Source organism: Paenibacillus sp. S28, from assembly GCF_016624415.1.
GTDB lineage: Bacteria > Bacillota > Bacilli > Paenibacillales > Paenibacillaceae > Paenibacillus_AQ > Paenibacillus_AQ favisporus.
In genome coordinates this window covers 1-25,363 of the sequence record NZ_JACVTM010000018.1, presented here as the reverse complement: position 1 = coordinate 25,363, position 25,363 = coordinate 1, and the positions used below count along the sequence as shown (strand labels likewise).

Below are 25,363 nucleotides of genomic sequence, written 5' to 3'. Positions count from 1 at the left end.
TATCAACCTTTTGTCTCATCCCAATAGAATGCAAAAATTGTAAAATGAAAAATGTATTTTACTAGTGTTCAATTAGTTTCGCGCAAAGGAGGATCGTTTTTTCGGCATGATTTCCTATCTCATTCGATAAAGGAGGACATCTTTTGAAAAAAGGTTCATCGACCATCCGTACTTATTCGACGCTGTTGTTAAGTGCCTTGCTGGCTATTGGTGTCGCCTATCCGAACGCCAGCGTGTCGGCGGCTGCTGCACCCGATCTCCGCTCGGCCGACCATTCGGCCATTCATCTGGAATCTTCCCTCCGCCAAGGGGACTGGAAGCTTAACCCCCCGGCCCAAGGTACCTCATCTCCTGTTCAAAGCCTGGCGGCTGCGGCGCCGGATGAGCCTCAAAACTTCGTAGATCCTTCGGACAGCAGCGAACCGGTAACGGTCATCGTTCAGCTGAAGAACGATCCGCTTAAGGTCTATGAGGCCAAACCGGGAGCACAGGCCCGTTCATCGCTTGGAAGCTACAGCAGCATATTGAATCAGGAGCACAGCGCCTTTAAATCGGCAGCTTTATCGAAAACCGGCGCCAAATTCAAACGGGAATATTCCAAAGTGTTTAACGGTTATTCTGTGACGCTCCCGGCGAACGAAGTGGACAAGCTGCTGACACTGCCGAACGTCAAAGCGGTCTTCCCGAATGAGGAAATGCACGCCCTGCCGGTTGCAGACGGGCATGAAATGACGCCGAACATGGATGAAAGCGCTCCGCTGATCGGTGCGGAAGACATGTGGGATTCGGGATATGACGGAGAAGGCGTTAAGGTCGGCGTCATTGATACCGGTATTGACTACAACCATCCTAGCTTAAAGGACGCCTACAAAGGTGGATATGACTTTGTCGACAACGATGCCGATCCGATGGAGACACTCCCGGATCCAAGTAAGCCGCTCGACAGCAATGGCAACACCTATGATACGTATCACGGAACGCATGTCTCCGGAACCGTTGCCGGACGGGGTGACCCTGAGCACCCCGATGCAGGCAAGGGCTGGGTCCGCGGCGTAGCCCCGGGATCGGATCTGTACGTATACCGCGTACTCGGTCCTTATGGCAGCGGCTCGACCGAAAACGTCATTGCCGGGATTGAAAAGGCGGTCAGCGACGGAATGGATGTCATTAACCTGTCGCTGGGCTCCAATATGAACAACTCGTATACGCCGGATGCCATCGCAGCGGACAACGCGGCGCTGGCAGGAGTCACCGTCGTTATCTCCAACGGCAATGAAGGACCGGATGCGGAAACGGTTGGCAGCCCGGCTGCGGCACAGCTGGCCATTTCCGTTGGCGCCTCGACGCCGCCGCTCCAAACGCCGATTTTCACATCCGATACCATCGGCATTACGTACGCCCAGCTGGCGGCGACATCGCCGAAGTTGGAAACGGAAGGCGCGGACTTGGAGCTTGTGGACGCCGGCCTCGGCCGTACTTCCGATTACGCCAACATTGACGTCAAGGGCAAAACGGCGTTTGTGCAGCGCGGAGAAATCTCCTTCGCTGAGAAAGCGCAAAACGCGGCCGCCAACGGCGCCGTGGCCGTCATCATTTACAATAACGTGCCAGGCGAAATCGGCGGAGCTACGTTGAATGGCGCCGAAGACGTCGTGCCAGCGTACACGATCAGCCAGGAAAGCGGCCAGAAGCTGAAGAGCGAGATTGCCAAAGGCAATAACCACGTAACGTTCGGCTATAAAGCCGAAGTCGACCTGCTCGCAGACCTAAGCTCCAGAGGTCCTGCTCTGCCGAACTATACGATCAAGCCGGACATTACCGCGCCTGGCGTGGGCATTAAGTCTTCCATTCCAGCATTTGGCGGCGACTACACCAACGCTTATGAGGAACTGCAAGGCACAAGCATGGCCGCTCCGCATGTGGCGGGTTCGGCTGCCCTCATGCTGGAGAAGACGCGCGAAGAAGGTCTTCAGCTGAAGCCGGATGACGTGAAGGCTCTGCTTACGAACAATGCGGTTCTGATCAAAGACCGGGATAACCGTGAGTATGGCACCAACGAGCAAGGCGCCGGCCGCGTTGACCTGAAAAATTCTTCCGAGGCGGATGCCATCGTTAAGGTGGAAGAATCGCTTCCGGCTCAGCTTCAGGACGATACCCACCAAACCTCGTACTCCGGCAGCATTTCTTTCGGTCTGCAGGGTGCAGGAGCGGACGTCACCCGCAAGCTGACGGTGGAAAATATTGCGAATACGGATCAGTCCTATTCGGTTGAGGTCAAATGGAATCATGGCGGAGGGCCAGTGTTGACGCCGGCAGCGGAATCGGTAAACCTGTCCGCAGGCCAATCGACTGCCGATCTGAACGTATCCCTGAACATTCCGGAAGGAACCGCAGATGGCCTGTATGACGGTCAGCTGATCTTTACACAAGCCGGAAACGGGCATGTCCTTCATGTGCCGTTCAGCGTGTATGTCGGCGAAACTTATAACCTGGCCGATATTTCGAACGTAGAACTCGATCCGATTTACCTGTCCAGCACCAACGAAAGCAAAGGCTCAACCCTTTATTATGCACTCAATAAAAAATTGGTGGATTACGAATTCGACGTCTACCGTTTTGATGACGAAGGAAATGGTGAGTATGTAGGTTATATCTACGACCGCGACTTCCAGAACAAGCTGGATCCGTTCTACTATTCCTATGAATGGGATGGCAAAGTAGATATCGCCACCACACCAGGAAAGAAACGCGTGTACCTGGATCCGGAAGGCGTCTACGGCATTGTTCCGGTAACGGTCGAGGAAGGCGACAAAACCGCCGAAGTAGTGACCGACTCGCTGTCGCAGTTCCTGGTCGACAACACTGCACCGGATGCGTCGGTGCCGGATGAACTGGTCGTCAATCCGGATAAGCCGAACGTTGGCTTGCTTCAAGGAACGATCAACGGAGATTTGCTGCTGGATTACTTCTATGACGGCACGAATCTGCAGGATCTGATTCATGTGAAGGCGGTCAATTCCGTAAAAGGCAAAGATAATGAATACCAGGGAACAATCGATGAGTACGGTAATTACACCGTAGAAGTTCCGCTTGAGAACGGAACGAACAACATCGACCTGTATATTTCTGACGATGCCGGCAACGGAACAGCTAAAGCGGCCAAATCCTATAAGTATAAATACAAGCCGGAGGAGACCCCAAGCACAGACGTAGAATTGTCAGCCAAGCAAGGCAAGATCAAAACAGGTAAACCATTTAACGTTTCCGTTGAATTCAAAGGTAAGCAAGCCGTGCAATTTATGACGGTTGAGGTAACTTACGATGCAAAATTAAAACTAAACAAGATTACACCTTCTTCCAAGCAGGTTAAAATCCAAAATGATGTCGCGGCAACCGATGCGGAAGCATCTTTGGCGAATACAGGCAAAAAACGGGCCGTGTTCGGCATTGAATTCAACAAACCAGTCAAGAGTGGTACCCTGGTGGATTTCTCCTTCACCGCTTCGGATGCAGGCACCTACGATTTTGAGATCAGCAGCGTCACGATGCTCGATTCAAATCAGCAGCCCGTTCTATCCGGAAAATTGACCGGTACCAGCGTAGAAGTCACCGGCGGCAAAAAACCTGGCAAAGGCTCCAATTCCGAGGATTCGCAAAATATTGATGACAACTTAACAACGGATGAAGATCAAAGCCCCGACCAGGCACAAAGCCCGGACGGTTCTCACAGCACGGATGGAACCCAGAGCCCTGGTCAAAGTCCAGTTACGGATGATAACCAGCCAGCTTCACCAGAAACCGATCCTTCACAGCAGCCGGATAACAGCCAGCAACCGGCTCAGTCGGATGATGGCGTACAACAGGGTTCAAGTCCTGTCGGTGAGGACGCAAACACAGGAGCAACAAACCAAACGCCAGCTGCAGACAGCAATGCAGCAGCCGGTGCAGATACCAATACTGAAAGCTAAGGAAAGTAAAAATTCGAATAAGACTTGATTTGCTTTTGAAAAAGACACAGGCAGTCCTGGAGTAACTCTCCAAAACGCCTGTGTCTTTTTTTTAAGGTTGATATTTTATTCTCCCTCACCCCGTACCGTTCCCGCGATCAATCGGCACAAATCTTGTACCCGGTTCGGCGTCTCCGCCGTCGAGTGGCTCAGCATGTCGCTTAAGGCGACTAGGTCCTCCAGACGGGACTGAAGCCTCCAATTGTTTTCCAGCACGATCCCCTCCGCCTCGTAAGCCTTTATGAAGTGCTGTTCGATCCACGAACCGTTCGCCTCATAACGCAGCATATTGCCCAGATCCGCATGCCGGTTCCAGGCAAAAGCTTCCTCCCAGTCGAGCACGGCCGAAACGAAGTACCCCTCGGAACCTTTCTCCATCAGAATATTTAAGCCGTTATAATCGGAGTGGGCCAGCACGGGTTTTTCCTGACTAGCCGATAACATAGGCCCATATCGTTTGCAAAATGCCCACAGCTCCCGGCTAAGCTCTTCTCCCAGCCAAGCTTCGCATGGACTATGGAAGATTACTTCATCCATAAATGCAAGAAACCGCTCGCCGCTCATGCTGAAAGGCTGTGTGACCTCCAAATCGCTGCCGAAAAAACCGGAAGCTTCAAACGGAAATCCATGAATATGGGCGAGCGTTCTGCCGGCTGCGGCCGCTGCCGATGCTTTCTCCTCGGACGTTCCGTTGCGGAAAATATCGCTCAGCAAGACCCCCGGCTTCCATTCCAGCACCGCCCATGGTTTCGGATACCTGCTGCAGCTCGTATCGGCATACACAAATTCAGCGACCGGTACCCGTTCCCGAACGAGCCGGGTAAGGGCGACTTCTTTGCCGGCAATGTCTTTCCCCCGGCGAAAAAATCTCAATACATACGGCCTGCTGTCCCCCTCTACCTGAATTTTGTAATTAGAGTTGCTGAGACCCACGCCTATTCGCCGGGATGAGATTATCTCGCGGCCATGAAATGCAGGGGCTGCGATCTGATTCAGTTCTTCCAGACTTAGTTCCAGCGGCTGCTCCGTTCGCTCCCAACTTTCTTTCATCCATTTTCGCCTCCGATCCGAACAAGGATTTACTTTGCTAATAGGTTATCGATTCCTTGCTCACGTGTATGAACGATCTTTAAAAGCTCGAATAACCACATTTACGCTTGATCTTTAAGTTAACATCATATAAATCATGGTTTTTCACAGCTCCTTTTTTCCGAATGATCTGCTGTTAAGTACGTTGTGATGGTGATATAGCTTGGATAATCTAGGATCGGTGTTGTGAAGATTTTTCTGTTGTGAATTTTTCATATAGTGAGTTTTTGGAATAAAACAACTTCAATTTACTCCGTTTTAAGTTGACCTAGCAGCAAAAGTACACTTCTTTCGCCTGCAACGGCCATGTTCCCCACCGGGCTATCCGTATACGATCGTTTCATCGACAACCGTCATCCGAACCTTATTTTCCAAAATGGATTCCGGCTGTTCGCCGAACGGGTCTCGTTCCAGAACGGTAAAATCAGCGGCGTATCCAGGCTGAATCCGTCCCCGGTCTAGTTCATGCCCTGCTGCATAGGCACTGCCTGTCGTATACAGCGTGATCGCTTCATACATGCTGAGCCGCTCATCCGGACCATACACGCTCCTTTGAGCATCCCTCGGCTTCATACGGGTTACGGCAGCGTATATGCCAAGTATAGGCGAGACGCTTTCGATCGGCGCATCCGATCCGCCGGCACAAGGAATCCCGCTGCGAAGAAGCGTCTGCCAAGCGTATAAATGCAGCCCTTTCGCATCGCCGACCCGGTCCAGCACCCACGGAAAATCAGAGGTGACAAAGCTCGGTTGAATGTCAACGATAGCAGGCAGCTCCTTCAGCTGCGCCAGCAGCTCATCCCGCAAAATCTGCCCATGAATCAGCCGGTCTCTTCTGCCCGCCGGGCATGGATGTGCGGCCAACGCGCGCAGCACCTTCTCGGCGGCCCCGTCGCCAATGGCATGCGCAGCCGCCGCAAGCCCAGCGCTTCTTGCCTTGGCCACCAGCCGGTCCAGCTCCTCATCCGAATGAACGGCCACGCCGCTCGTGGTTGGATCATCTGCGTAGGGGCGGCTGAGCAAGGCCGTTCTTCCGCCCAGGGATCCGTCCGCAAACAGCTTCATCGCCCCGTATTCGAGGAACTCGGATTCAGGCACAAGGTGCCTTCCTTCCTCGAGCCATTCATCGAGCGCAAGATGGTGGATCAGAAGATGTGTTCTGAATTTCTTTGGCCCCTCCATAATGACCTTTTGGAACGCTTGCAGCGTTCGCGTACAGCCGCCATAGTAGCTCAGATCTTCCGTATGGCAGCCAGTGATTCCCTGTCTCCAGCAGTCCTCAATCGCCATTCTCAGCGCGGTCTCCAGGTAGCTCTGAGTCACGCCGGGCATCCGATGCAGGATCAGATCCTGGGCCTGCTCCTTAAAAATACCGTCTAAGCATCCGTCACTGCCTTTTCCCGCGACTCCACCGCTTGGCACCTCTGTGTCTTCATTAACGCCGGTCTCCTGCAGGGTCAGTGTATTGACGGTCAGCACGTGCCGGCAGACGCGCCGCAGCATCACAGGATGATTCGGAGCGGCCCGGTCCAGCTCCACTCTAGTCGGGAGGAGCGCTTCCTCCCACTCATTTTCGTTCCATCCTTCCCCGATGATCCACGTGCCTGGCGGAAGGCGCCGGGCTTGTCCGGCAATCTTGTCCAGCAGCTCGCCCCGGTGCTTCAGACCGGAAAGCTGCAACTTGAGAAAGGTCTCCCCGTGGCCGATCAGGTGAATATGACTGTCCACAAATCCAGGGAACATGGTGCCCCCGCCAAGATCGATCACCTCGTCGATCCTGCCGTGAAATTTCTCTTTCAATTCCCGCGTATCACCAGCATCTATGATGCGGCCTCCTTCGGTCATTACCGCTTCAACCGTCTTATGCCCCTGTTCCATCGTGTAGATGGTTCCGTTCGTCCAGCACTTGGCCATGACGCTCCCTCCTCTATCGCTTCATTCCTCAATCATCGATAAGTTTGACTGCTACAAGAATAGCACAAAAAAAGCAGCCGGTCCCTTGACCGCTGCTGCCTCATCTCAATTAATCTATCGCTCAATGCATCACGTATTTCCAGATCAGCCAGCATATCAGCACACAAATCCACGAAATAAACCCGAAGATCGTAACAATTTTGTTTTCGCTCCATCCATATTTCAGACTGAAGTGGAAATGGATCGGGGTCATTCGAAATAACCGCAGCTTCGTCTTTTTGTAATACCATACCTGCAAAATGACCGACAACTGCTCCGCAAGATAGATAAAAAACAGGATCGGTATCAAAATTTCAACCTTTTCAATGACGGCCAAAATGGAAAGCGATCCTCCGATCGCCATCGATCCCGTGTCCCCCATAAACGCCCTTGCCGGATAGATGTTGTAAAGAAAAAGTCCAAGCAGGCAGCCGATCATCACCAGCGAAAATGTCTGCACCTCAGGTTTGTCCGAAATCAAAAAGAAGAAAAAATAAGTCGGAATCGCCACATTGATCAGCAGTCCGTCCAATCCATCCGTAAAGTTGATCGCATTCGCAGAACCTACCACAAACAGCAGTATGATGGCCACATATACGTAAACAGGCAGCTGCAGATGGTATCCTTGAAAAAGCGCGATATCACTCGTTACGCCAAACGAATGAAGCAATACATACAACAGGATTCCCGTAAAAGCAAATTGAAGCACCAGCTTCGTACGGCTCGAGATGCCGGCCGGGTCTTGCCAGAAGGCTTTTTTAAAGTCATCGAGAAAGCCGACCGAGCTGAACAACAGAAACGTAGCGCATAGGAGCAGCATAAGGGATGCCGGTTGTGATTGCAGCGAAATCGCTACCCCAATCAGCAGGATTAATCCGGCCATCAGCGGCGTACCGCGTTTGGCTTGATGATCTGCCGGAAGCTCGGCGCGGATTGGCTGCGTCAGCTTCAGCCTGCGCAAGGTCCAAATCAGCAATGGCGTCAGTACGGCAACCAGAAGGAAAGATAAGCCGGAAACAGCCATAATTCCATACATATGACGAACCCCTTCTCATTGAAAAATATGGTTTCCTTACATTATAAATAATTCGGATAGGTAGACAAACATTCCCTGAAGTCAAAATCTCTTAGAGATCATCTTGCTTGTGCAAGCCATCTATGGAAAATATGTACCTTCAACCTCACCAGTTACTTCCTAGGAGCTTACTCTTTTTTTGTATACAGCGGCAAAGTAATGATAAAAGTAGTTCCTTCGCCTTCCTTGCTTTCAATCGAAATCTGTCCGTTCATCTCGCGTATGATATTGAAAGTCACCATGGTTCCGAGCCCCGTGCCTTTTAACTTGGTGGAGTAATAGGGGGATCCCAGTCTTTGAATCTGCTCTTTCGTCATGCCTACACCTGTATCCGAGATATAGATTCTGGCTTTGTTGTCACTTTCGTCAACGAAGTATTTAATCGTTAATACACCGCCGTCAGGCATCGCTTCAACCGCATTTTTGCACAAATTAATGATAGCTTGCCTTAACTTGGATTTGTCTCCATAAATGGTACCGGATGAATGAAATTCGGTGACCATTTTCACATTTTGTAAATTAGCATAGGAGCTCAGCACATGGGAGGTTTCCAAAAACTCTTCATTCAGTGAAATCGGTTCCAGTTTCTGGATTTGAGGTTTAGCTAATGACAAGTAATCGGAGATGATCGATCCCGCCCGATCCAATTCCACGAGGGTAATGAGGGAAAATTCCTTACGCTTCTGATCCGTCAAGGACGGCTCACCCAATAGTTGAACAAATCCCCGCACAGTGGTGAGCGGATTTCGCACTTCGTGAGCAACCGATGCGGCGATTTCGCTGACGACCTTCAGCTTCTCGGCTTCGATCATCTCTTCTTGAATCTTGACGTCACGACGGACCGTTTCTAATATGTATACCAAAATGACAGACATTACGCACTGCATCAGAACGATCGGCAAGGAAGGCACAAACGAATCCAGGAAGTACGCCGGATTGCCATCAAGCACATAATAAATGTTCAGAACGGTAATGCGTAAAAAGGAGCACAGGCCAAACACCAGCAGCATCCGCTTGATTAAGCTTGCACGGTTAAATACCGGAATGGCCAGACATACGAGTACCAAAGTTGGCAGCAGAGCCAGCGTATAATGTACGACATGGATATCACCTAATATCAGCCGATAGATCAGCATGCTGGCAAACAGCAAAAGCGCACTGTATAACCCGCCGTATAGGGAGCCCGCCACAAGCGGTATTCCCCGCAAATCTAAAAACGTATTAAATACTTTGACAGGGAACGACATTGTAATAATTAGAGGTACAAGAAACAGCAGGAAATAGAGCACGGTTTTTTTCGATTTACACACAAAACGATAGAACATGATAGGCAGTAATATGATGAAAACATTGAGTATTAGGTTGGATTCGATATGCATCCCCTGTAGCCCCTTCATTTGTAGTAAATAAGCATTCTCGGGGCCCAGGATAAATTCCTTCTCATTAAATTGTAAATTTTTCCGCATCCGCGCTCATCATCATGCATGATTTATAAAAAACAGCACGTGACCATATTGCTTCATGAACCTTTTATAATCCGCCGATTCCTTTAAGACAATGATTGTGGAATAAGCATTTACTTTGCGCCGTTTTAGTCTGGAGAACAGTCTTTTCTGTTCGATACAGTAAAATTTGCCTCTTTCATATTCAATAAGAAGAGGCGGAAGATCCGCAGCGTGATCATCCGCTTCGTCCGAATCATCTGCCTCTAGCTTTATTCCATCCATCTGGATCAGGCGTAATGGAAACTTGACGACGCCAAAATAATGATTCTTCTCTCCTGAATAATCATGCAGAGCCGAAGCCACCTGCCTCGTAAGCATCAGGTAGCACTGAATCCATTCTTCCAGCAGCCCGTTATTCGCATATTGTACTGCCGAGCGAACCGTCGGAGCATAAGTGATATGCCTGTCATGTTTCTTCGAATAAATGATTTTCTTTATGGAATCCAGGGATAAGAAGTACTCGTCCGCAAGCTCCGAAACCGTCATCCCATTGGCATATTTGTTGCGGATCATTACATTTCGCCTCTGCAGGCGATCCCGGTAGCCGGACGTTTCTCCCCAGCCCTTTTTCTCCTTACCCTTCGGAATATACAGCAGTTTCCCGGCGGCGTATTTCTGGATTTCTTTCAGCAGCTCCTCAGGCAGGACCTCGCCGGCATTTTCATATTTCATACGATCATCCTTTATAAAGCGTAAATTCGATCCTTCAGTTCGCTGATGGATTTCATGATGGACATGCACGATTCCTCGTCATCGATCGACGCATGCCACCGCAAAACATCGATTCCCTTATAATACGCCATACATAAAAATCTTTCTTTAAAATCCGGGATGACGATGTTTCGTTGTCCGCAATATTCGAATAACAATTCAGGAATGTTCAAATAGGGCTTATTTAAGTCCATAATGGCAAAATCCAGAAGGAAGTCGCATATGCCGGACCGGCTCCAGTCAGGGAAACCAACCTGCGTTTTTCCATCGGTGATCATAATTTCAAAAAACGTATTATTGTTCACTAAATAACGTCTGCCTTCACAATACTCGATTCTGGCTTCCATCTCCATCAAGTATTTTTCGACAAATTCACGATCCAGAAGCGTCGTATCATAGAGTTCCTTCCAATGATACCAATATCCTTCTTTATCATCCGCGAATGTGTCAACGAGAAACTCCCTGCAGGTGCTATACTCCGTTTTACAATTCTCATTGAACTCACCGTAGCCTTCGACGCCCGCTATATCTGATGCGCTGATTTTAAAGATGCTGTCAAAAAACAATTCGTAGACTTTGGCAAATTGCTGCGGATTTAACTCATCGGCGAGAAATCCGTTGGGTGTCATGCTCACCTGTTCGGAAAGCATGGACTTGATGATATGATCCTTACTCATGTACAGTTCCCCTTTACATACACAAATGATTGATGTTTCAGTGTCAGTTGCGCGCATCTGATCTGTCGTCATCATACCACTTGATCCTGTAACGGAAATAGGCAATGAATAGGTTAAGTCAACTTTACCCTCGAATGAGGCTAGTACAGCAGCGCCGCTTGTCTTTTATAGTGATCTTCGATCACCATACAGGCCATCGCTTCAATCACCGGTACGACCCGCGGACAGATACACGGATCATGCCTTCCGATCGTTGTAATTTCCCTTTCGTTTCCTTCCGTATCTATCGTTCGTTGAGGTTTGGAGATTGACGAAGTCGGTTTGATGACAACCCGGAAAATGATGTCGGCCCCGGTGCTGATTCCACCGATAACGCCTCCGGCATGGTTCGTAATAAACCCGTTCTCGTCCATTTGATCGTTGTGTTCGCTTCCCAGCATGGATGCCGCCTGGAAACCGGTCCCGAACTCGATCCCTTTGATCGCGCCGATCGAAAGCATGGCCTTGGCCAGCTCAGCATCCAGCTTATCAAACACGGGCTCCCCAAGCCCTGCCGCAGCGCCGCTGATCCGGCATTCAACGATGCCGCCGCAGCTGTCGCCCTCTGCCGCGAGTTGTTCGATCCGCGCAATCATCTTCGCCGCCGCTTCAGGATCACAGGCGCGAACAGGATTTTGTTCGATGGCATCGGGATGGAAAGTTTCGCAGCGGATACCGGCGACCTCGGTCGTATAGGCCATGACGGAGACTCCCCGCCGTTCCAGCAGTTTCCGCGCAACCGCTCCGGCCGCGACCCGTGCCGCGGTTTCCCTTCCGGAAGCTCTTCCGCTGCCCCGGTAGTCCCGAATTCCATATTTCTGATCATAAGAAAAGTCCGCATGCCCCGGGCGATACATCTGTTTGATGTCATCGTATGCGGACGGACGCATGTCCGTATTGTTCAGCATCACGCTGAGCGGAGTCCCTGTTGTCCGGCCTTCAAATACACCGGATAAAATCCGGACCTTATCATATTCTTTACGCGGCGTTGTGACTGAAGACTGCCCCGGCTTTCTGCGATCCATCTGAACCTGAATATCGTCCTCGTTCAGTTCAACGCCTGGAGTGACGCCTTCGATAATGACGCCAATGGCTTCTCCATGCGATTCACCAAACGTCGTCATTTTAAACCGTTCACCAAAAGTACTTCCCGGCATAAAAATTCCCCCTCTATATAGATTGAACTAAAGTTTTGCATGGAACTTCAGTCTCTTTAGTTCATTCTATCTAACATCATGTATTGTCCTTATGTACTAGTTTAGAGGTATACTTGTAATAAATGAAATTGTAATTTTCGACTCTTGCCATAGAATGGATTGATGCCAAATGATGATTAACACGGAATGGTACCGGATTTTTCTTCATGCTTCGGAAACTTTGAATATGACGAAAGCCGCCCAGCGCTTAAATATGACACAGCCCTCCGTCAGTTATGCGATCAAGCAGCTGGAAGACGCGCTTGGAGTTAAGCTGTTCGACCGCTTATCCAAAGGAATCGTTTTAACAGAAGAAGGGCATGCCTTGTACGATCAAGTCAGACAAGTATTCGATAAACTGGATTACGCCGAACGATACATGAAGCAGTTGGGACAGCTGAACGAAGGGCGATTGCGGATCGGTGCCAACGGAGCGATCATCCGCGACTATATCGTTCCTCTACTCGATATTTACCGTTCCCAATACCCCAACATCCGGGTCCAAGTCTCACAGCAAAAGACCGGTCAGATTTTGGAGCAGTTACAGCAGGGCTTACTTGATCTGGGCTACATTTATCTTCCGGTGAAGGATGCGGAGATTCAAGTCGTGGATACTTTTGTCTCGCCGTATGGTGTGATGGCGGGGAAACCCTTTGCCGCTCTGGCAAAAGCCCCCTTGTCCGCTGCACAATTGGCCGAGCTTCCCCTGTTAATGCTGTCCCAGGGAAGTGCGACCCGCTCCTATATCGAAGCCTGGTTTCAATCCCAAGGCGTGGAAGCGGCGGCCGATTTCGAGCTGAACAGCTTGGATATGCTGGCGGAGTTCGCCGAGCGGGGGTATGGGGCCGCTATTTTGCCGAGAGCGTTTGTAGCTTCAAAGATTGATGAGGGAGCTTTATTGGAGCTTTCTATGGAAGTTCCGCTGCCGGACCGACATGTAGGCGTAGCTGTCAGAAAGCAATCGTCTCTGTCGCTCGCTGCAGAGGCCTTTTTGAACATACAAAGCAGCCGGTCTCATTGACCGGCTGTCCTCGCCGCGTTCCGATTATGAACGTGCATCCATTTTACATTTCTTGTAAGCAAGTGGTGTCATATTCATCGCATTTCTGAATTTTTCTATAAAGTAGCTGGTGCTGTTAAATCCAACTTGGTAAGCCACCTCGGTAATACTGGAATCGGATTGCTGAAGGAGGACTGCGCTTTTCTGAAGCCTATAATCGGTCACATAATTCAGCGGAGTCGTGTTCAGGATTCGTTTAAAATAGCGGCAGCATTCCGAGCGGCTCAATTGACCGGCTCTGGCAATATCATTTAACGCGATTTTTTCGGCGTAATGGATATCGATCCAGCTCAACATCTGCTTCATCCGCTCGTTTTTTACCGCTTCCACCTGGTCATATTGCAGTTGAAAACCGTTCAGGATCAGGTTTTTCCAAATGAAAGCCAGCTGCATCGTCAAATCCAGTTCAAAGTATGGCGGTTGATGCTGAATCCATTGATGAATGTTCACCAAGGCATCTAAAATATTGGCGCTCCAAGCCTGACTAGGATCGATGTATACATAAGGCAGATTCGTCGCTTGAATATACGGAGCCACATAGGCAGCATATAGCTCCCGTGATACGACAAAGTCAGGCGAGACATTCAGGCAAATATACACACAGCCGGATGCGTTCCGATCTACCGCCATGTGCAGGCAGCCGCTGTTGATGAAGACCCCTTCCCCTTGCCGAACAACGAGCTTCTCTTCGTTGATTTGGAACTCGGCTTCCCCTTTGACAACCCGAACGAATTGCAATTCATCATGCCAATGAAGCGGAATATGACCGTGTATGTTTTGGTTAATCGTCGTTTCGTAGCAAGCAACCGGAAGCACGACCGTCCGGTGCTCGGTTAATTCCTTCAAATTGCCGCCAATCCTGAAATCTTTAATTTGCAAATAATCTCCACCTCAATATTGTTATATTTTTATATCCAATTTCGGTATTCCGAACAAATTATTTTATCTATTATAACACTATTATTATATTTAAGGCGGAGAATTGATCTATGAATCCAACAGCTAGAAGGAAAGGGTTATTTCTTGTCATTACAGGAGCGATATTTTGGGGAATGAGCGGTACCGTCGCCAAAAAGCTCTTTGAGCAAACCGCAATCGATGTTAACGGACTGGTCACAGTACGCCTGCTTATCGCCGGTATTTTACTGTTAACCATTCAATTTTGGGTCAAAGACCGCTCGCAAATCGTTGGGGTATGGAGAAACAGTCGGAACGCCTTGCGGCTCATTGTTTTCGGATTGGTTGGCATGCTATCAGTTCAATATACGTATATGGCGTCGATTCAACATGGAAATGCCGCTGTGGCAACACTGCTGCAGTATTTGGCGCCTGTCATGATCATCCTCTATTTAATGCTGCGGAAGCAAATGGTTTTCACGCGAAAAGACTTACTCACCGTGATCCTAGCTTTAGCGGGTTGCTTCTTTTTATTAACCAACGGCTCGATCTCGGAGCTTTCCGTGCCATTCCCAGCCGTAGTTTGGGGTGTTTTATCAGGCGCGGCCTTGGCGTTCTACACCTTGTATGCCGTCCCGCTGCTGAAGCAATACGATTCCCTCGTCATTGTCGGCTGGGCGATGATCGTCGGCGGTTTGGGCTTAAGTGTGATCCATCCACCATGGCACACCGACTTTACAGGCTTGACGATCGACGCTTATCTGTATTTAGCTTTCGTGGTCCTTTTCGGCACGATGATCGCATTTTGGTTTTACATCGAAAGCTTACAAAGCCTTTCACCTCAAGAAACAAGCCTTTTAGGCAGTTTGGAGCCGCTGGCTGCTGTGATCACAACCGTATTTTGGCTAAAAGAGCCTTTTGGTTTTTTTCAATGGTTGGGTACAGCGTGTATCATCGGACTGATTTTGCTTCTGGCATGGAATAAGAAACCCTCATCCGACTAGTGTGATTTTTTCAAATATCGATTTTCTCATATGCCGCTCAAAAGAAAAACCGGCAAATTTGCCGGTACTCGCGGGTGTATGCTGCTATTTCAGAAACGAATCTACCCTTTCACCGCACCGGCCGTCATGCCGTCGATGAAGTACTTTTGGAAGGCCACAAACAGGATAAAAATCGGCAGAATCGAGAAGAACGAGCCGACGATGAGCAGGTCATAGTTGTTGCCGTACGGCGTCAGCAGCGTCTTCAAACCGATCGGCAGCGTGTACTTGTGCGAATCGCTCAGCACCATAAACGGCCATAAAAAGTTATTCCAGCTGTTCATGCCGTTGAGAATGGCCATCGCGGCGAATGAAGGCTTCATGACAGGAAGGATCAGCCTGGCGTAAATGCCGTATTCGCTCGCACCATCCACCCGGCCGGAGGCGATAATCTCTTTCGGAATGCCGGACAGATACTGCCTGAAGAAGAAAATCGTCGCCGCATTGGCTATGCCCGGCAAAATAATCGCCGAGTACGAGTTCATCATGCCAAGGTTAAAAGTAAGCGTGTATAAAGGAAGCAGCAGTATTTCAAAGGGAACCATCATGATCAGCAGCACGCATATAAAAAGGATATTTTTCCCCTTGAAATCATAAGCGGCAAAGCCGTAAGCTACCGTCGCGCTGACCAGCAGCGTCAGAACGACCTGCACCACGGTCAGCAGCAGCGAGTTGAAGAACCACGTAAAATACGCATGATCCCCCGTGAACAAGAAAACAAAGTTGTCCAGACTCATGACCGAGAAGTCAAGCTTCAGGTTCAATCCGTACCGGATCAGCTCTTCGCCGGGCTTGAAGGAAGCGAGCGTTATAGCGTAGAACGGCAGCAAGATCAGGAAGCAGATGACGGCGAAAATGACGACGAGGACGATGTTGAGAGAGGTGTTCTTTTTCATCCCTAATCCTCCTTCTTAAACATGCCGGAGAACGCCAGCTGCGTCAGATTAATGATCATCGTCACGGCGAGGAGCACAATGCCGACCGCGGCGGCGTAGCCGAGGTTGTTCTTCTCGATCCCTTGGCGGTACAAGTAGCCGACGATCGTGAGGCCGATGTTTTTCGGCGAGTTGTTGCCGTTCCACAGCATGAGGCTTTCGATAAACATGGCCAGTCCCGCATAAATGCTGATCGTAAGCACATAAATCGTGGTCGGTTTCAGCAGCGGCATCGTGATTCTCGTGAATTTCTGGAATGCGGAGGCGCCGTCAATCGAGGCGGCTTCGTAGTATTCCTCCGGAATATTTTTGAGACCCGAAAGAAAGTAAAGGATGTTAACTCCCGTCCACCGCCAGGTCGCCAGGGCGAGCAGCGCAACAAAACCGGTCAGATGCCCTTTCAGAAATTTCACCGGCTCGATACCGAAGACGCCAAGGACGCTGTTGATCAGCGACCCTTCCATCTCCCCGAACATCAGGCGGAAAATCGTCCCCGCCACCACCACGGATGTCAGTGCAGGAAAGAAGAAAGCCGATTTAAAAAATTCGCGGCCCCACATCCATTTGTTGTTGATCAGCACCGCAAGCAGCATAGGAAACGGAATCAGAATGACCAGCGTCAGCACCATATACAGCGCGCTGTTGCCGATCGACTTGAGGAACACGCTGTCCCCCATCAGCTTCTGATAGTTGTCCATCCCTGTCCACTCGGCCTCCTGCCCCAGGGTGACATGCTGGAAACTCATGCCGAACGAGCTGAGCAGCGGGTAAACCCAGAACACCAGAAAAATGGCGACAAACGGGAACACGAACACATACGGGGCGACCTTTTGCGAATATATAAAACGCTTGATCATGTCTCTACTCCTTTCTGTTTGAAAAAGAGCCGCTCCCCGAAAAGACAAGAGCAGCTCTGAGTCCGGGCATGCCGGCTATTTCAGTTCCTGTTCGATCTGTGCCTGCGCATCGTCCAGCGCTTCCTTAATGTCACGTCCGTCCTCGAAAATTTCGTTGAGCGTCGTCGTGTACAGCACGTTGTTGATCGTCGGCGAAGCCGGCGTCGATTTGATCAGACGGATTTCATCCTTGATATCGTTCAGCACGTCAAACGGGTTGTTGACGAAATATTTCACGAATTGGTTTTCGGGATTATGCGTCACGTCTTTCATATTCCATACGTCCATATTGATCGGGTCAAAACCAAGTGTGTTCCAGATTTCGATGTTCGCGTCGAGGGACAGCTTGGCGTAAGCAATGAAGTCTTTGGCCAACTGAACGTCTTTGGCTGTTTTCGTGACGACGGTACCGGTCCCGCCTCCGCCGTAAGAGCGCGGCATTCCTTTTTCCATGACCGGAATCGGCGCAAGTGCGATTTTACCGGACAGGTCAGGCATATAGTTCGTGTAACGCGACATCATCCACAGCGGCATGAAAGCCGTCGCATATTTTCCTTCGTTAAACTCGCCGTACGCTTCCTCTGTGTCCGGCTGCCCGCCGGCAATTGTGGCGATGACGTTGTTATCCTGGAGGTCTTTCAGCACCTTCAGTCCTTTGACCATGGCGTCCGAATTGACGATCGGATTGCCCGCATCATCGGTAAAATCGCTTTTCTGCTGAGCCAGCATCATCGATGCCTCCCAACCGGCACTCGTATCCGCCGTACCCATATATTTGCCGGTCTTCTCGTACACCTGCATGCCTGCCTTCTTGAAATCGTCCCAGGTGACGATCGATTTGTAGTCCACGCCGGCTTCCTTTAGAATTTCAGTGTTATAGAACGCGACCGACGCACCGACGTGGGTCGAGAGTCCGTATACCTTCCCTTCCTTGCTGTACATATCGATCTGGGACTGGACGATGGTATCTTTGTAAGGCTCGACCACGTCGTTCAGCGGCTCCAGCTGAGGGGTGCCTTTCAGAAAATCGGGAAACTTGCCGATCTCAATGTCTGCAATATCCGGTGCCCCAACGCCTGTCTGTACCGCGATCGAGAGCTTGTTATGCATGTCGTCATACGGCATGACCGTGACGTTCAGCTTGATCTGGCGGTCCGGGTTCGCCGCGTTCCATTTCTCCAGCATCTTCTTGAAATGCTGCCCGTGCAGCTCCACAAATGTCCAGTAGGACAGCTCGGTTGCCGTGTCTCCGGCCCCTCCGTCCAGGACGGACGTTTTGCCTTCCGCACTATTGGAAGACTTGCCGCATCCCCACAACATCGTCGTCATCGTGACGACCAGCAGCAGCATCAGCCATTTTTTCTTCATATCCAGGATCCTCCCCTAAGCTTCAATGATTTTTCTTGCCGCCAAGCACTTGCAGGACAAAACAAATCTGACTGACCAAGAACGGGTGACCTAAAAACATGAAATAAAGCGCTTTCATTTGTGTCTGATTTCAACTCCCCTGCCGGACTCCGGCGGCTCCTCATCTCAAGAACCATTTTTCCGGACGCCGCTTCCGCAAGCTGAACCGGGGCAGCTTCGATAGGTTGCTGCGAAGATGACCTCCTCGGTTTTAAAGTTTTCTAAAATAATTCAAAACATATTGAATGAATCCGTTTGCAAGTATAAAATAACATACAGGAAATGGAGTTGTAAATATAAAATCTAAAACATTTTATATTTTTTTAAAACATAATAGAATGAGGCTTTTTTAACCTTGATCCGACCTTTTCTATATTCAGCTGCCCATACCAAGTTCTTTCCCCTATTCAGTTAGCCGATCGTCATTCTCATGGTCTGCCATCTACTCCCGCCAATCGACTTTTTTCTGCATGATTCTTCTAATGCCCCTATTATTTTATGTTTTTGTAAAATAAAAAACGGAACCCAAGCTCCCGCTTTATTCCCGAGCCTATGTAAGTAATTTTGTCAAATCCACGGCATCGACAGAATGTTATGAACAAAAAGTGAACGCTCACAAAAACAGATTGTAAACTAATATTACATCCATTTATAATAAGAGGTATACATCAACCGATCATGTCATTTTATATAACATTTCTTTTTTGGAGGGATGTTTGATGACCCGCAGACGGAAACCGGTATTAAGAAGAACCCTAATGACGACGATTGCCGCTACTGCCCTGCTGACCAGCTTGCTTCCGGCAGCGTCCGATGCTTCTCCGGACAAAGGCTTATCTGCTATCGCATCAGCCCTGACTCCCATCCTCCAGCAGGCGGAGAAGGACGGGATTCGCATGTCGGTCGGCATCCGCGACCTCAGCGGCCATTACGGGCATGAAACGCTGCTGCTTGGGTCGCAGGAGCCGTACATGCCGGCCAGTACGATCAAGCTTGCCGTCGTATCCGCATTGATGCAGCAAGTTGACCGGGGCGAGCTGTCCCTGGCCGATCAGGTCACGGTAATGCCCGAAGACGTCGTGGGCGGCAGCGGATCGCTGCAGACCGAAAGCTTTCCGCAGAACCTTACCCTGGAACGCCTTGCCCGTCTGATGATCACCCAGTCGGACAACACGGCGACCAATGTGCTCATCGACAAGGTCGGCATGGACAATGTCCAGCAGCTGATGGATCAATTGGACCTTCGGACGATGCACCTTGGACGCAAAATGTTTGCAGCTGCTCCCTCCCCCGCCCAGGACAATTACATTGACGCCGCGGATTTGACGGAGCTGCTCGGCCAAATCTATCAGGGTTCCTTCCTCAGCGTCTCCTCCAGAAACCAGATCATCGCCTGGATGGCCCGGCAGGAGGTCAACACCAAGTTTGGAGCTGCGCTGTCCGATGCCCCAATCGCCCATAAAACCGGGGAAAACACCAACGTCACCCACGATGCCGGATATTTCCTTGTACCGGGGCACGAGCTCGCCGTCTCCGTGCTGCTGCAGGTAACGACAACCCAGGATTTCGACGAAGCGCAGCGGATCGGCAATCCCATCGTGCAAAAGGCCGCCAGAGCCATCTACAGCGAGCAGGTCAAGGATCAGGAAGCATCCGCCGGCAGTCCGCTCACCCGCGCCGAGTTCACTTCCTTGGTCGCCCGGGAACTTGGCCTGGCATCCGCTGCGGGTCAATCCAGCCAGTTTCACGATATCAGTGACGACAGTCCGTATGCAGGCGATATCGCCGCAGCCCGTCAAGCTGGCCTCGTGCGCGGAACCGGCGAGGGCTTGTTCAATGGGTCTGCTCCAATCACTCGCGCCGAAATGGCTGTGATTGCGGTTCGCGCCTATGTGTTTATTCACCGCGAAGCCTCGGCGTCAGGGGAAGCTCCCGAAGCCAACGAAGGCACCGTTCCCTCCGGGGCCGCAGGTTATGTCAGCCAAGCTCTCCAATTAGGAATGATGGAGCCTGCTGCAGCGCGAAGGACGGACCAACCTGCAAACCGGCAGGACGGGTCCCGATTCATCACCGGCATGTGGAACTTCACTCGCTGATCCGGTCCGGCTTCATCTAAGCTGCCGCTGGATTCAACACATAAAGGGATGCCCTGCCGTCAATCGGCGTAAGGGCATCCCTTTTGTTTTTATTCCTTGCTTTTTCGTCGGGCTCAGCACGCAAGGACGATACCGGATCAGCGGATGTTCCCTGATCCACTTTGCCAGCGTCCCCCTCATTCCTTCACGGAGCCCAGCGTAATCCCCGTAATAAAGAACCGCTGCAGAAACGGATAGATGACCAGCACCGGAATCATCGCAATGAAAATTTTGGCCGCATTCAGCGTCCGGTTCGACAATTCGCTCATTCGCTGGATCTGTTCGGCCGTCATCGTGTTGGCATCGATCACCACCACCATCTGCTGGATATACGTCTGAAGCGGATAATGGTCCGCCGCCGACATCAGCACCAGCCCGTTAAAAAATTCGTTCCAATGGTATACGATGCTGAATAGCGTAACCGTAGCGATGACCGGCCCCGCGAGCGGGACAAAGATCTGGATCATCATCCGCCAGGGACCCGCACCGTCGACAAGCGCTGCCTCCTCCAACTCTTTAGGCAGATTGCGGAAAAAGTTAATGACAAGGATGACGCTGAATACGGGCACGCTGTTGCCGAGAACGAGCGCCCAAATGTTGTTGATGAGCCCCAGCGACTTTACCGTCATGTACCAAGGAATCAGTCCGCCGTTAAACAGCATCGTAAACACGAGGATCCACATGAGTACATTGCGATACGGCAGCTCCTTTGCATTTTTGGATAACGGATACGCCATCAGCAGAATGACCACAAAGTTCAGCCCCGCCCCGAGGATGACCCGCTGCACGGATATCCAGAACGAGTTAAAAAATTTGCGGTCTCCCATCAGCTCCTGGTAAGAACCGAGGTTGAAACCGACGGGCCACAGCCCGACCCGGCCCGAGCTTGCCGCTGCATTGTTGCTGAGGGATACGGCAAGGGTGTACCAGATGGGCAGAATGCATAAGATTGCGATGCCTACCAGGATCACGATCAGCGCAATATCAAACAGCCGGGAGCCTGCCGTGTTGTCTTTTACCATTGAACATGCACTCCTTTTGTCATCAAAAGATACGGTAGTTGGCAAACCGGTAAGCAAGATAATAGGAGATCGTGATCATCAGGAAGCTGACCACCGATTTGAGCAGGCCCATGGCGGTCGCCAGGCTGAACTGCAGATTGACCAGCCCCGTCCGGTAGACCCAAGTGTCGATAATGTCGCCGCTGGAATAGACCAGCGGGTTGTACAGATTGAAGATCTGCTCAAAGCCCGCGTTCAGCACGTTGCCAAGGCTGAGCACCGAGAGCAGCACGATCGCCGAGACGATGCCGGGAAGCGTCACGTGCAGCATCCGCTTGAACCGGGTCGCCCCGTCGATCGCAGCCGCCTCGTACAGAGCCGGATTGATGCCGGTCAGCGCGGCCAAATAAATGATCGTGTTAAACCCGAATTCCTTCCACACGTCGCTTCCCACGATGAGGGCCGGAAACAGGTCCGCCCGCCCGAAGAACAGGATCGGCTTGATATGAAACACCGACAAGATTTGGTTCACCGGACCGGTGTAGCCGAAGATATCGAGCAGAATCCCCGAAAGGATAACCCAGGACAAAAAATGCGGCAGGTATACGATCGTCTGAATCCAGCGCTTCAAATACCGCAGCCGCAGCTCATTCAGCAGCAGGGCAAAGACGAGCGGGATGACCAGATTACCTACAATTTTGAGCACGGCGATCACCAGGGTGTTGACCAGAATCGTGACGCTGTCGTTCAAGGAAAACATGTACTTGAAGTTTTCAAGACCGACCCATTCCGAATGCAGAATTCCGAGGCCCGGGTTGTAATCCTGAAAAGCCATGACGATGCCGAACATCGGAACGATGCTGAACAGGGTCAGCCAGATCATTCCGGGGAGAAGCATCAAGTAATAGTGCTTGGCGAATCCCTTGTTAATCATCTTGCAGCTCCTTCCTTTTCCGGGTCATATGCTTAAATAGGGGAGGCGCCGGAACGGTTCCCGGCACCTGCCTTTCCTTGGAGCGTTAAAAGCCTACTGCTGCGCGATTTCCGCGACTTCTTTGAGGATGTCGTCTCCGCCCTGCTTCCGCCAGTCCTTTACGAACTGATCAAAGGTATCCAGCGGGGCCGCTCCCATAATAATTTTCAGAAACGTTTCCTTCTCCATCTTGTCGAGCGTCGCCCACTTGCTCTCCATCGTTTTCGTTTGGGAATAGGTCAGGCTGTACGTCTTTTTATAAGGCTCCATCAGCGGCGCAATGCCGACCAAGGTGGAGTAGAGCCGCTTCCAGGCGCCCAAATCCGCATTCGGGTCCCAATACTGGATGTCCATTTTATCGTACGGTTCGAGCTTCACCTTCTTAATGTTCTCGGCATCAGCCTTCAGCAGCTTGTAACCCGGCAGATCAAGCTCCTCCGGCTTTTTGGTGCCGGCCAGCACTTCCTTCATCGCGTTGTAGGTCACGTACATTTCGTCCATTGGCGCGAACACGATACGCAGCGGATAATTCCCGATGCCGACGCTGACGTCGAATTTGGATTCGTCCCGGAGCAAAAGGTTTTCCATTTTGATCGCAGCTTCCGGATGCTTGTAGCCTTTGCGGACGACGAGATATTGGTTGGACGGCGTTCCCATATGAGGTGTGAACTCTCCGTTCTTGTCGAGCAGGGTGTAGGCCTGCCAGTTCGCCTTCGGATTGTTTTTGATGGCGTCTGCCAGCGGGCCGTACCCGCCTGCCCACCACAAGCCGAAGTAGATTCCGGATGTGCCGTTCTTGATCAGCTCCTGCGCATCCTTGCGGATGCTCATTTCCGGATCGATCAGCCCTTTGGCATACAGGTCCCGGAGCTTGGCGAGCGCCTCCTTCGTTTCGGGTTCGATGGATCCGTAGGTCGGCTTCCCGTCTGCGCCCTTCAGCCAAAAGCCCGGATATGCGTGATAGGCGCCGAAGATCGGATCAAATCCGTAGTTGTTGTTGTTCGGATTGATGAAATCCGCATTGAGCAGTCCGCCGGATTGCGGGCCGCTGATGCCGATGGTGTCGTTTTTCCCATTACCGTCCGGATCCTGTTCTACAAAGGCTTTGGCGACCTTCTCCAGTTCCTCGACGTTACGCGGGACTTCAAGATCGAGCTTGTCGAGCCAGTCTTTGCGAATCCACATGATATGCTGCATGTCCGATTCCGCCGTCACGTTTGGCAACGCATACATTTTTCCGTCGAAGGTGACGGATTTCATCGCAAGCCCATCCGTCGAATCGATGATCTTTTTCAGCACCGGGGAGGCATACTGCTCGTATACTTCCGACAGGTCGGCCAGCTGGTTGCTCTTGACCATCTGCCGCAGCTGCGTATCCGTCACGACAAGAGCATCCGGAAGGTCGTTGCTGGCGATGGCCAAATTTACCTTTTGCTGATAATCCTTGCCGACGCCGGCCTGCCAAATAATCTTCGTATCGATATTGAGATTGTCCTTGACGTACCGGGTATACACATTGTTTTCCGGTGAGTCTCCTGGCGGAAGGCTCTTATCTGCCGAGTCCACCTCTTTGCCGATGTTGATCGTAACCGTCTCGCTGTACTTGCCGAACGGGTCCACCGGATCTTTGGATACGTCGGCTTCCTTCTCCGAAGCGCCGCCGCTGCCGCAGGCCGACAGAACCAGCATCAGGCCCGCTATCGCCAGGCTCATCATGGATTTTGCTCTCATCTTATTCGCCCCTTCTTTCGCTCTTGGTTTGCTTGCACCTTTAAGGTAACACAGGAATCCACTTTTCCCGGTTAGACGGAAGTTTCAGGTTGGGATAGACAATTGACTCCAATCGGGAGGATGTCAGCGGTTTCACTGAAGCGTTTTCGAAGAATTTCCTACTTGCCGGAGGACATTTCTCTACCCTTCTCTATCCTGATCCGATTGATTCCGATATTCGCTCGGCAGCAGCCCGGTATACTCCCGGAAAGAACGGCTGAAATACTTTTCGTCCTCATAGCCGACGTGCTGCGCGATCCAGAGGACGGTTTTAGTCGTATTCCGCAAGTAATGCTTGGCTTGATCCAGACGGATGCGGCGCAAGTAGGCGTTGAAGTTGATCCCGACAATTTCCTTGAAGCACTGGCTGAAATAGCTGCGGCTCATGCTGACCCTACGGGCGATGTCCGCCGCCGTCACCTGCTGGTCCAGCTCCTCGTGCAGCATGGATACAGCCGTCATCACGCTCTGAACGACCTCGGGTGAATACGGCGCCCTGCCCCATTCTTCGCGAAGCTGCTTGCGGACGGCGTCAAACCACGCTTCGACCTCGAACCAGGAATTCAGCGGGGCGGGCAGGCGAATGCGAGTCGTTCCGGTTTTACCGGCCAGCTGGTCCAACCGGTCGGCCAGCACGTACAGCCGCCCCGAGAGCTCCGCCTGCGGCAGCCGCAGTTCTTTCAGCTCCTGCAGATTTGCCTGAAACAAACCTTCCCGGTAGATCCAGCCCGGCGAGAGCCACTGGGCCATTACGGCGAGTGTAAGATCATCATTTACGGGATTCACGCTCTGCGCGAGCGCTGACAAGGATCGATCCATGACCTTTACAGCCGGGTCATATTCGTAAAAAAACTCCCCTTCGCAGTACCTCCGCACCTGATCATACACTTCGGAAGGCATTCGGCCCTGGATACCCTTTAACCGGATCAGCGTCCACCCGGCGTCCGCTGAAGCCAATCGTACCAGTTCATCCAGCCCCTCCTCCCCCTTCTCC

At 51.2% G+C, this 25,363-nt stretch carries 19 protein-coding genes; 4 read left to right on the top strand and 15 right to left on the bottom strand.

The features are described 5' to 3' along the window. Positions 1-143: 143 nt before the first annotated feature. A complete protein-coding gene (locus tag IAE55_RS28435; RefSeq protein ID WP_200634518.1) occupies positions 144-3,968 on the top strand; it encodes a S8 family serine peptidase in 3,825 nt (1,274 codons plus the stop codon). Positions 3,969-4,073: 105 nt separating this feature from the next. On the opposite strand, the gene IAE55_RS28430 is transcribed toward IAE55_RS28435, so the two are convergent. The 7 genes from IAE55_RS28430 to aroC form a co-directional block, all read right to left on the bottom strand. Beyond that, on the bottom strand, positions 4,074-5,057 hold the full coding sequence (locus IAE55_RS28430; RefSeq protein ID WP_200634517.1) for a phosphotransferase family protein: 984 nt from the start codon (positions 5,055-5,057) through the stop codon (positions 4,074-4,076). 360 nt (positions 5,058-5,417) lie between these two features. Then, a complete protein-coding gene (locus IAE55_RS28425) occupies positions 5,418-7,010 on the bottom strand; it encodes an amidohydrolase (RefSeq protein ID WP_200634516.1) in 1,593 nt (530 codons plus the stop codon). A 121-nt stretch (positions 7,011-7,131) separates the two neighbouring features. Next, positions 7,132-8,085, bottom strand: a complete 954-nt coding sequence (mraY, locus tag IAE55_RS28420; RefSeq protein WP_200634515.1) for a phospho-N-acetylmuramoyl-pentapeptide-transferase — start codon at positions 8,083-8,085, stop codon at positions 7,132-7,134. A 167-nt stretch (positions 8,086-8,252) separates the two neighbouring features. Continuing rightward, positions 8,253-9,449 carry an ATP-binding protein gene (locus tag IAE55_RS28415; protein ID WP_267918384.1) on the bottom strand — a complete coding sequence of 399 codons (1,197 nt, stop codon included), beginning with the start codon at positions 9,447-9,449 and terminating at the stop codon, positions 8,253-8,255. A gap of 153 nt (positions 9,450-9,602) precedes the next feature. Next, complete coding sequence (locus IAE55_RS34305; RefSeq protein ID WP_325168695.1) at positions 9,603-10,301, bottom strand: CD3324 family protein; 699 nt, start codon at positions 10,299-10,301, stop codon at positions 9,603-9,605. Between the two features lie 11 nt (positions 10,302-10,312). Next, complete coding sequence (locus IAE55_RS28405; protein ID WP_234489940.1) at positions 10,313-11,092, bottom strand: hypothetical protein; 780 nt, start codon at positions 11,090-11,092, stop codon at positions 10,313-10,315. 65 nt (positions 11,093-11,157) lie between these two features. After that, the gene (gene aroC / locus IAE55_RS28400; RefSeq protein WP_200634513.1) at positions 11,158-12,213 is read right to left on the bottom strand and encodes a chorismate synthase; all 1,056 of its coding nucleotides are present in this window, start codon (positions 12,211-12,213) and stop codon (positions 11,158-11,160) included. A gap of 169 nt (positions 12,214-12,382) precedes the next feature. Here aroC and IAE55_RS28395 point away from each other — a divergent pair, with 169 nt between their 5' ends. Further along, positions 12,383-13,273, top strand: a complete 891-nt coding sequence (locus IAE55_RS28395) for a LysR family transcriptional regulator (protein ID WP_200634512.1) — start codon at positions 12,383-12,385, stop codon at positions 13,271-13,273. 24 nt (positions 13,274-13,297) lie between these two features. On the opposite strand, the gene IAE55_RS28390 is transcribed toward IAE55_RS28395, so the two are convergent. Further along, positions 13,298-14,191: an AraC family transcriptional regulator gene (locus tag IAE55_RS28390; protein ID WP_200634511.1), complete on the bottom strand. Its 894-nt coding sequence runs from the start codon at positions 14,189-14,191 to the stop codon at positions 13,298-13,300. A gap of 110 nt (positions 14,192-14,301) precedes the next feature. Here IAE55_RS28390 and IAE55_RS28385 point away from each other — a divergent pair, with 110 nt between their 5' ends. Then, positions 14,302-15,213 (top strand): EamA family transporter, encoded by a 912-nt coding sequence (locus IAE55_RS28385; protein ID WP_200634510.1) that lies wholly within the window; start codon positions 14,302-14,304, stop codon positions 15,211-15,213. A gap of 101 nt (positions 15,214-15,314) precedes the next feature. Here the strand turns inward: IAE55_RS28385 and IAE55_RS28380 are convergent, their stop codons facing one another. The 3 genes from IAE55_RS28380 to IAE55_RS28370 all read right to left on the bottom strand — a co-directional run bounded on the left by IAE55_RS28380 (position 15,315) and on the right by IAE55_RS28370 (position 18,451). Then, positions 15,315-16,148 (bottom strand): carbohydrate ABC transporter permease, encoded by an 834-nt coding sequence (locus tag IAE55_RS28380; protein ID WP_145158928.1) that lies wholly within the window; start codon positions 16,146-16,148, stop codon positions 15,315-15,317. Between the two features lie 2 nt (positions 16,149-16,150). After that, complete coding sequence (locus IAE55_RS28375; protein WP_105442313.1) at positions 16,151-17,044, bottom strand: carbohydrate ABC transporter permease; 894 nt, start codon at positions 17,042-17,044, stop codon at positions 16,151-16,153. A 75-nt stretch (positions 17,045-17,119) separates the two neighbouring features. Continuing rightward, complete coding sequence (locus tag IAE55_RS28370; protein ID WP_076171508.1) at positions 17,120-18,451, bottom strand: ABC transporter substrate-binding protein; 1,332 nt, start codon at positions 18,449-18,451, stop codon at positions 17,120-17,122. Positions 18,452-19,209: 758 nt separating this feature from the next. On the opposite strand from IAE55_RS28370, the gene IAE55_RS28365 reads away from it, so the two are divergent. Further along, a complete protein-coding gene (locus IAE55_RS28365; protein ID WP_200634509.1) occupies positions 19,210-20,586 on the top strand; it encodes a serine hydrolase in 1,377 nt (458 codons plus the stop codon). A gap of 176 nt (positions 20,587-20,762) precedes the next feature. Here the strand turns inward: IAE55_RS28365 and IAE55_RS28360 are convergent, their stop codons facing one another. The 4 genes from IAE55_RS28360 to IAE55_RS28345 form a co-directional block, all read right to left on the bottom strand. Beyond that, on the bottom strand, positions 20,763-21,647 hold the full coding sequence (locus IAE55_RS28360) for a carbohydrate ABC transporter permease (RefSeq protein ID WP_076171504.1): 885 nt from the start codon (positions 21,645-21,647) through the stop codon (positions 20,763-20,765). 22 nt (positions 21,648-21,669) lie between these two features. Next, positions 21,670-22,560, bottom strand: coding sequence for an ABC transporter permease (locus IAE55_RS28355; protein ID WP_105442309.1), 891 nt, complete (start codon positions 22,558-22,560; stop codon positions 21,670-21,672). A gap of 93 nt (positions 22,561-22,653) precedes the next feature. Beyond that, positions 22,654-24,330: an extracellular solute-binding protein gene (locus IAE55_RS28350; protein ID WP_200634508.1), complete on the bottom strand. Its 1,677-nt coding sequence runs from the start codon at positions 24,328-24,330 to the stop codon at positions 22,654-22,656. Between the two features lie 180 nt (positions 24,331-24,510). Next, a partial coding sequence (locus tag IAE55_RS28345; RefSeq protein ID WP_200634507.1) for a helix-turn-helix transcriptional regulator occupies positions 24,511-25,363 on the bottom strand: 853 nt, incomplete at its 5' end.